An 8,085-nucleotide genomic window follows, 5' to 3' on the forward strand; every position below is an offset into this window, starting at 1 on the left:
GCGCGGAATCCCGCGCCGCCCCCTTCAAGGGAATGCAGACTTTGGATGTCGGTCAGCGGTTCGTATCCACCTTCGGGTCGAGCGCGTCGCGCAGACCGTCGCCGAGGAGGTTGAACGCGAGCACCGTGAGGAAGATCGCGATCACGGGGAAGATCGCCGCGTGCGGGGCCGTGAGGAGGTCCGCGCGGGCTTCGTTCAACATTGCGCCCCATTCAGGCATCGGCGGCTGGGCGCCGAGACCGAGGAAGGAGAGCGAGGCCGCGGTGATGATCGACGTGCCGATGCGCATCGAGAGGTAGACGAGGATCACCGAGATCGTGCCCGGGAGGATGTGGCGGAAGAGCAGCATCGAGTCGCTGATGCCGAGGCTGCGCGCCGCTTCGACGTAGGTCTGGTTCTTGAGCGAAAGCACGTTCGCGCGCACGAGGCGGGCGAAGGCCGGGATCGAGAAGATCGCGACGGCCGCGACCACGTTGAACATGCCGCCGCCCAAAATCGCGACGATGCCGATCGCGAGCAGGATGCCCGGGAAGGCGAAGAGCACGTCGGCGATGCGCATGATCACGCGGTCCGACCACCCTTCGTAGAAGCCCGCGATGAGGCCGAGGATCGTGCCGATCACGGCGCCGGCGAAGACCGACGAGAAGCCGCACACGAGCGAAATGCGCGTGCCCGCGACGATGCGCGAGAAGATGTCGCGGCCGAGGGCGTCAACGCCGAACCAGTGCGCAGCCGAGGGACCCTCGTTGAGCATGTCGTAGTCGAAGTAGTTTTCCGGATCGTAGGGCGTGATCACGGGGCCGAGGACGGCGACCACGATCAGGAAGAGCACGAAGGCGGCCGCGGCCATGGCGACGGGCTGCTTCTTGAACTTGCGCCAGAACTCCGTCATCGGCGTGCGCAGCGCGTCGTTCGAGCGGGCGTTGCGCGGATCCACTGCGGTAGAGGTACTCATCTTCTTTTTTTCTCCAAATTCTTATGAAGCGGTTCCGAGAGGACTCACTTGTAGCGGATCGAGGGGTTGATCCAACCGTAGAGGACGTCCACCACGAGGTTGATCACGATGAATTCGAGCGAGAAGAGAAGCACGCTCGCCTGAATGATCGGGTAGTCGCGCATGTCCACGGCGTCAACGAGCAGACGCCCCATGCCGGGCCAGTTGAAGACCTTTTCGACCACGATGGAGCCGCCGAGGAGGAAGCCGAACTGCAGGCCCATCATCGTCACCACCGGAATGAGGGCGTTCCTCAGCGCGTGCTTGACGACGATCTTCGTCTCCGGCACGCCCTTGGCGCGCGCAGTGCGGATGTAGTCGTCGTGGAGCACCTCGACGAAGGAGGCGCGGGTGAAGCGGGCCATCACCGCGGCGACCGCCGCGCCCAGGGTGATCGAGGGCAGGATGTAGTGCTTCCAGGAGGCGGCGCCCACGGTCGGGAGCCACCCGAGCTCGACGGAGAAGATCTCCATCAGGAGAATGCCGAGCGCGAAGGCCGGGAACGAAATGCCCGAGACGGCAAGCGTCATGCCGGAGCGGTCGGGCCACTTGTTGCGGTAGACCGCCGAAACGACGCCGATCACGAGGCCGAAGACCACGGACCAGAACATCGAGGCGAGCGTGAGGTAGAGCGTCGGCCCGAAGCGCTCGCTGATCTCCTGGATCACGGGGCGCTGCGAGCGGATGGAGGTGCCGAAGTCGCCCTGCACGGCGCCCGAGACGAAGTGCAGGAACTGCTCGGGGATCGAGCGGTCGAGGCCGAGGCTGTGGCGGATCATCTCGACGGTCGCTTCGTCGGCTTCAGGACCCGCGGCGAGGCGGGCGGGATCGCCCGGCAGCAGATGGATGAAGAAGAAGACGCAGATCGCCACGAGGATGAGCGTTGGGATCATGCCCAGGAGTCTTTTAATGAAATATCTCAGCATGGACTCGCCTGCACGGTGTTGGGAGGAGGTGTGGGTTTTGTGATTGTCGTTTTGTCCGCCGCTCCTGCGGGCGGCCGTCCCGTCGGGGACGGGGCGCCTTTTCCCGCAGGGAGGTGCGGCATTACTTCACTTCAAGTTCGGTGAAGTTGAAGCTCGCGTCGGGCTGGATGTAGAAGCCCGTCAGGTTCTTGGCGCTGCCGGCGATGTTCTTCTCGTTGACGAGGAAGATCCAGGGCGCGTCGTTCCAGATCTGCTTCTGAATGTCGGCGTAGAGCTCGGCCTTCTTCTCGCGGCCGGTCGTGGCGAGCGCTTCCATGAGCTTCTCGTCGACCATCTTGTTGGAGTAGTACGACTCGTTGGAGTCGTTCGGCGTGAAGCTCGAGGTCGCCAGGAGCGGACGGATCGCGTAGTCCATTTCGCCCGTCGAGGAGGACCAGCCGATGTAGTAGAGCTCGTGCTTGGACTCCTCGGGCTTCACCGACTCGACCATCGCGGTGCGCTGGCCGGCTTCGAGCGTGCGCACGGAGGCCTTCACGCCCACCTGCGCGAGCTGCTGCTGCAGAAACTGCACGATCTTCGCGGCGGTCGTGTGGTTGTAGCCCGACCAGAGCTCGACCTTGAAGCCGTTGGGGTAGCCCGCCTCCTTCAGAAGTTCGCGGGCCTTCTTCGGGTCGTAGGGCCAGGGGCCGAGCTTCACGGCGTAGTCGACGTCCATGGGCGCGACGCCGGTCGCAGGGTCGGCGTAGCCGCTGAAGGCGACCTTGACGAGGGCCTGCTTGTTGACGGCGTAGTTGAGGGCCTGACGCACGCGGATGTCCTCGAAGACCTTCTTCGTGAGGTTCATCTCGACGTAGCGCGTGATGATCGACGGGGTGATGTCGAGGCGCACCGCGTCCTTTGACTCAATCTGCTTCACCTGCTCGGCCGGAACCGGGAAGGCGTAGTCGGCCTCGCCCGTGAGGAGCATCGCGACGCGGGTCGAATTCTCAACGACCGGCTTCCAGGTGATCGAATCCACCTTCGGATAGCCCGCACGCCAGTAGTTCGGGTTCTTCTCAACCTTGAGCACTTCGCTCGGGTTGTAGTCCTTCATCACGAAGGGGCCCGTGCCGCAGGGGTGGAAGGCGATCTTGGCGCCCCACTTCTCGAGCTCCTTCGGGCAGATCATGCCGCCGCTCGGGTGCGCGAGCTGGTTGATGAAGGCCGAGAAGGGCTTCTTCAGGGTGAAGACCACCGTGAAGTCGTCGGGCGTGTCGATTCTGGCGATGTTGGAGTAGAGAACGAAGCGCTTGAGGCCGTTCTTCTTGTCCATCACGCGTTCGTAGTTCACCTTGACGGCGGCGGAGGTGAAGTCCTCGCCGTTCTGGAACTTCACGCCCTTCCTGAGCTTCACCGTGTAGGTGAGGCCGTCCGCGGAGGCCTCGTAGGACTCGGCGAGGACGTTCACGACCTTCATGTTCTTGTCGAAAGAGAAGAGGCCTTCGTAGAAGGACTTCGCAACGGCCTGGCTGAGCGTGTCGGAGGCGTTGTACGGGTCGAGCGTCGTGAAGGTGGAGGCGACGGCCACCGTCACGTCCTTCGTGGCGGCCTGCGCGCCCCCCGCGGCGACGGCGCCGGCGAGAAGAAGCGGAAGAAGCGCTTTCAGAGCTTTCATGGCTTTTCCTTTGGGTTGAGAGAAGTGGTCGGAAAAAGACTTGCGCCGAACGTCCTGAGGGATCAGGCGCCCGGCATCTGCCCGACCTGATGGCGCGCGACGAAGTGGCCGGGTTCGACTTCAACGAGCGGGTCGATCACCGGATCGTCGCCCACCCTGCGCACCGGGCTCGGGAGGTCCGAGAGGTTGAGGAGCTTCAGGAGGTTGCGCTCGGCCGGGTCGGCGATCGGCACGGCCGAAAGAAGCTTCTGCGTGTAGGGGTGGAGGGGGTTGGAGAGCACGGCGCGGCGCGGACCCATCTCGACGATCTGCCCGAGGTACATGACGGCGACGCGGTGGCTGATGCGCTCGACGACGCCCATGTCGTGGGAGATGAAGATGTAGGAGAGACCCATCTCCTCCTGGAGCTCCATCATGAGGTTCACGACCTGCGCGCGGATCGAGACGTCGAGGGCCGCGACGCACTCGTCGGCGATGATCACCTTGGGGCGCAACGAGAGCGCGCGCGCGATGCAGATGCGCTGGCGCTGGCCGCCCGAGAATTCATGCGGATAGCGGTTCGCCATGTCGGGCGAGAGGCCGACGCGCTTCAGGAGCTGCGCGACGCGGTCCCACATCTCCGACTTCGAGCAGACGTTGTGGATCATCAGCGGCTCGGCGATCGAGTAGCCGACGGTCTGACGCGGATCGAGCGACGCGTACGGATCCTGGAAGATCATCTGCAGGTTGCGGCGCGCGACCTGCAGGTCGCGGCGCGTCATGTGCACGAGCGACTTGTCCTTGAAGAGGATGTCGCCGGAGTCGACGTCGAGGAGGCGCAGCACCGCGCGGCCCGTCGTCGACTTCCCGCACCCCGACTCGCCCACGATCGAGAGCGTCTCGCCCGCACGGAGCTTGAAGCTCACGTGGTCGCAGGCGCGCACGACGTAGGTGGGGTTGCCCCAGAAGTCGGTGCGCACCGGAAAGGTCTTCACGATGTCGTTGACTTCGAGGATGACGTCGCCGGGCTTGTGCAGATGGTCCGAGCGCGGCTCGATCACCTGGCCGTTGTCCGGGTCGATGAGGCGGAAGAAGCACGGATGGTCGACTTCCTTGAGGCTGCCGAGGCGCGGCACGGCCGAAAGGAGCGCCTGCGTGTAGGGGTGCTTCGGGTGCGTGAAGATTTCGCTCGCCGTGCCCGACTCGACGATCTCGCCGTAGCGCATGACGGCGACGCGGTCGGCGATCTGCGCCACCACGCCCATGTCGTGCGTGATGAAGAGGACCGCCATGCCGATCTCCTTCTGGAGCTGGGCGATCAACGCGAGGATCTGGGCCTGCACGGTGACGTCGAGCGCCGTAGTCGGTTCGTCGGCGATGAGGAGCTGCGGCTTGCAGGCGAGCGCGATGGCGATCATCACGCGCTGACGCATGCCGCCCGAGAGCTGGTGCGGGAAGCGTAGCGCGACGCGCGCGGCGTCGGGAATGCGCACGAGTTCGAGAAGGTGCACGGCCTCCTTGAGGGCCTCGGCTTCGCTCATGCCGCGGTGGAGCGTGAGGCTTTCCGCAATCTGCGCGCCCACGGTGAAGACCGGGTTGAGCGAGGTCATCGGCTCCTGGAAGATCATCGCGACTTCGGAGCCGCGCAGCTTCTGGAGTTCCGAGCGCGAGGCGTTCGTGAGGTCCACGACGCGGCCGTCGCGGCAGCGCAGCTTGATCGAGCCGTTGACGATCTTGCCGCCTCCGTGCTCGACGAGGCGCATCACGGAGAGGGACGTCACGGACTTGCCCGAGCCCGATTCGCCCACGAGCGCGAGCGTTTCGCCCGGGCGGATGACGAAGGATTCGTCAACCACGGCGGTGGTGACGCCGCTGTCGGAGGAGAACTGCACGCGCAGGTGATCGACCTCAAGCACCGGCTGGGCGTTCTGCGGGGAGTTGGAGTTGCTCGCTGCTCTTTCCATCATTTTTTGAATTCTTGGGGTTTGGCAAAGGAGCGGCCGCCGTGCTGCACCCAATGGACGTGCGGCCCCGGACGGCCCCATGACTCGAGAAGCAAGCCGCGTGCCGCAGCGGCTCCTCAGTCGTCATGCACCCCCGGTCCGGTCCCTCGACGGCTTGTGAATGGGAACCCCGTCGAAGGCCTGCGGCGCCGGGCGGCGCGAAACTTCAGACTACCCCACCCCGGGTTAGCACTGACTGCGGCAAAAGTTGTATGCATGTTCACTAAGCGCCTGCGGCTTGATTCGGCGCAAATGCGGTAGGGCGGATCTGCAGGAAAGGAGGTGAGAGACCATTCAGCAACATCGAACGCGTTGGATTAATCCGGTCGGAAAAGCCAAACCAGAGCGAAACGCACGGCTTTGGCGTCGAATGCACGCATACGGTGCGCTTGAAATCTGTTTTGGCCTCGCGGTGGTGCGCCTGGGTGCGGAAGTGGTGCGCGAGGGGGAGGAGGGACGGGCAGAGGAAGGCGTCTTCTTGCGTCCCGAAGGCGCCGTCTTAGGTGTTCGCCGCAGGCGCGGGGTGCCGGCCGCGGCCGATAATCGTTGCCTGAACCTCCGGCGGGGGCTCACGCCAGAGCGCCCGCCCACTCAATCAAAGAAGCGGAAAAGAGAAAAATGCAGTACGTGCTTCAGAACAAAGTCTTCCCCGAAATCGGCGCCTGGGCCGACGAGCTTGCGGCCTTCCGCCGTGACGTTCACGCGCATCCCGAACTCGGGTTCGACACGGCCCGGACGGTGGGCCGGATCGTCGAAACGCTCCGCGGCTGGGGCATCACGAACGTGGACGCCGACGTCGTCAAGGGCGGCGTCGTGGTCGTGATCGACGGCGCGCGGCCGGGCGCGACGGTGGCGCTGCGCGCCGACATCGACGCGCTCCCGATGCCCGACCAGTCGAAGAACCCCTGGAGGAGCACGGTCGAGATGCGCTGCCACGCCTGCGGGCACGACGGCCACACGACGTGGCTCCTTGGCGCCTTGCGCTACCTCCATGAGAAGCGTGGCGAATGGGCCGGCCGCGTCGTGGGCGTCTTCCAGCCCGCCGAAGAGATCGGCCGCGGCGCGCGCGCGGTGGTCGACGCCGGCGTGATCGAGAAGTACGACGTCAAGGAGATCTACGGCGCGCACGACGAACCGGCGCTCCCCAAGGGCGTCTTCGGGCTGCGCGCCGGTCCCGCACAGGCCTCGACCGACTTCTTCTACATCACCCTCACGGGCCGGGGCGTGCACGCCGCGCGCGTGCATCTCGGCATCGACCCGGTGCCCGCCGCGGGGCTTCTCATCTGCGCGCTCCAGACCGTCGTCTCGCGCAAGGTCTCCGCGATCGAACCCGCGGTCCTCTCCATCTCGTCGGTGAACGCCGGGCGCTTCCACACGCCCAACGTCATCCCCGAGGAGGCGACGCTCTCGGGCACGGTGCGCACCTTCAGCGAGCCCGTGCGCTGCCAGATCGAAGCCGAGATGGCGCGCATGGTGAAGACCATCGCCGAGAGCGAAGGCTGCAGGGGCGACTTCCGCTACGACCGCCTCACGCCCGCCCTCATCAACTCCGCCGACGCCGTCGAGCACGTGCGCGGCTTCGTCACGCGCCGCTTTGGCGCGCAAGCTGCCGCTCCGATCGACGTCTCGATGGGGGGCGAAGACTTCGCCGAATACCTCTTCAAGGTGCCCGGCGCCATGATCCGCGTCGGCATCCGCGACGAGGTGCACCAGGCAGCGCTCCACCACCCGACCTTCGACTTCAACGACGAGGTGATCCCTGCCGCCGCGACGATGCTCGCGGGCGTCGCCCTCGAGCGGCTCGCCGCGCTCGCCTGAGGCGGTCTTCCCTGAAGCCCCCCGGCGGCCGGACGCGCGCTCTGTCCCGCCGGGCCCCCCTGAGTTTTCCGACTGAACGAAGTCCCCGATCATGTCTCCCTACGGCATCCTCTGCACCTTCAGCGCCTACATCATGTGGGGGCTCTTTCCTTTCTACTTCCACGCGCTCTCCGGGATCGGCGCGCTCGAGATCCTCGCGCACCGCATCGTTTGGTCGCTCGTCTTCATCGTGCTCGTGATCATCGCGATCAAGCGCACGGCCTGGGTGAAGCCCGCGCTCACGAACCGCCGCGTGATGCTCGTCTTCACGGCTTCGGCGCTCCTCGTGGGCGCGAACTGGGGGACCTACGTGTACGCGATCGTCTCCAACCACACGATCGAAGCGTCGCTCGGGTACTTCATCAATCCGCTCGTGACGATCCTCATCTCGAGCATCTTCCTGAGGGAGCGGCTGCGCGGCGTGCAGAAGGCCGCCGTCGCGCTCGCCGCCGTCGGGGTCGCGTGGATCACGATCACCAAGGGCGTGCCGCCCTATCTCGGGCTCGTCCTTGCGCTCAGCTTCGCCTTCTACGGGCTCATCCGCAAGACCGCACCTTTGGGGAGCGTCGAAGGGCTGACGCTCGAGAGCCTCATCCTCACGCCCCTCGCGCTCGGCTGGCTCGGGTGGCTCGCCTCGAAGGGCGAGCTCGCCTTCACGCAGGCGCCCGCCAT

Annotated in this window: 6 protein-coding genes; 2 read left to right on the plus strand and 4 right to left on the minus strand. The window is 65.5% G+C overall.

Annotated features, from left to right (window positions below):
- Positions 1–52: 52 nt before the first annotated feature.
- The 4 genes from gsiD to ACT6Y9_RS06590 form a co-directional block, all read right to left on the minus strand.
- Complete coding sequence (gsiD, locus tag ACT6Y9_RS06575; RefSeq protein ID WP_443743932.1) at positions 53–955, minus strand: glutathione ABC transporter permease GsiD; 903 nt, start codon at positions 953–955, stop codon at positions 53–55.
- 44 nt (positions 956–999) lie between these two features.
- Entirely contained in the window at positions 1,000–1,920 is a 921-nt protein-coding gene (gene gsiC, locus ACT6Y9_RS06580) for a glutathione ABC transporter permease GsiC (protein WP_443743933.1), read from the minus strand.
- A gap of 121 nt (positions 1,921–2,041) precedes the next feature.
- Positions 2,042–3,574, minus strand: a complete 1,533-nt coding sequence (gene gsiB / locus ACT6Y9_RS06585; RefSeq protein WP_443743934.1) for a glutathione ABC transporter substrate-binding protein GsiB — start codon at positions 3,572–3,574, stop codon at positions 2,042–2,044.
- 62 nt (positions 3,575–3,636) lie between these two features.
- A complete protein-coding gene (locus tag ACT6Y9_RS06590) occupies positions 3,637–5,517 on the minus strand; it encodes an ABC transporter ATP-binding protein (protein ID WP_443743936.1) in 1,881 nt (626 codons plus the stop codon).
- A gap of 657 nt (positions 5,518–6,174) precedes the next feature.
- Here ACT6Y9_RS06590 and ACT6Y9_RS06595 point away from each other — a divergent pair.
- Complete coding sequence (locus ACT6Y9_RS06595) at positions 6,175–7,374, plus strand: M20 metallopeptidase family protein (protein WP_295480837.1); 1,200 nt, start codon at positions 6,175–6,177, stop codon at positions 7,372–7,374.
- Between the two features lie 91 nt (positions 7,375–7,465).
- Positions 7,466–8,085, plus strand: a 620-nt coding sequence (gene rarD / locus ACT6Y9_RS06600) for an EamA family transporter RarD (protein WP_443743935.1), incomplete at its 3' end; no start/stop codon positions are given.

Origin of the sequence: Sutterella sp. (assembly GCF_052272535.1) — a bacterium.
Taxonomy (GTDB): domain Bacteria; phylum Pseudomonadota; class Gammaproteobacteria; order Burkholderiales; family Burkholderiaceae_F; genus Sutterella.

Excerpts from the sequence above, each read along its gene's own strand:
- ACT6Y9_RS06595 (WP_295480837.1), top strand. The coding sequence starts at position 6,175 with ATGCAGTACGTGCTTCAGAACAAAGTCTTCCCCGAAATCGGCGCCTGG.
- gsiD (WP_443743932.1), bottom strand. The coding sequence starts at position 955 with ATGAGTACCTCTACCGCAGTGGATCCGCGCAACGCCCGCTCGAACGAC.
- gsiB (WP_443743934.1), bottom strand. The coding sequence starts at position 3,574 with ATGAAAGCTCTGAAAGCGCTTCTTCCGCTTCTTCTCGCCGGCGCCGTC.
- gsiC (WP_443743933.1), bottom strand. The coding sequence starts at position 1,920 with ATGCTGAGATATTTCATTAAAAGACTCCTGGGCATGATCCCAACGCTC.
- ACT6Y9_RS06590 (WP_443743936.1), bottom strand. The coding sequence starts at position 5,517 with ATGGAAAGAGCAGCGAGCAACTCCAACTCCCCGCAGAACGCCCAGCCG.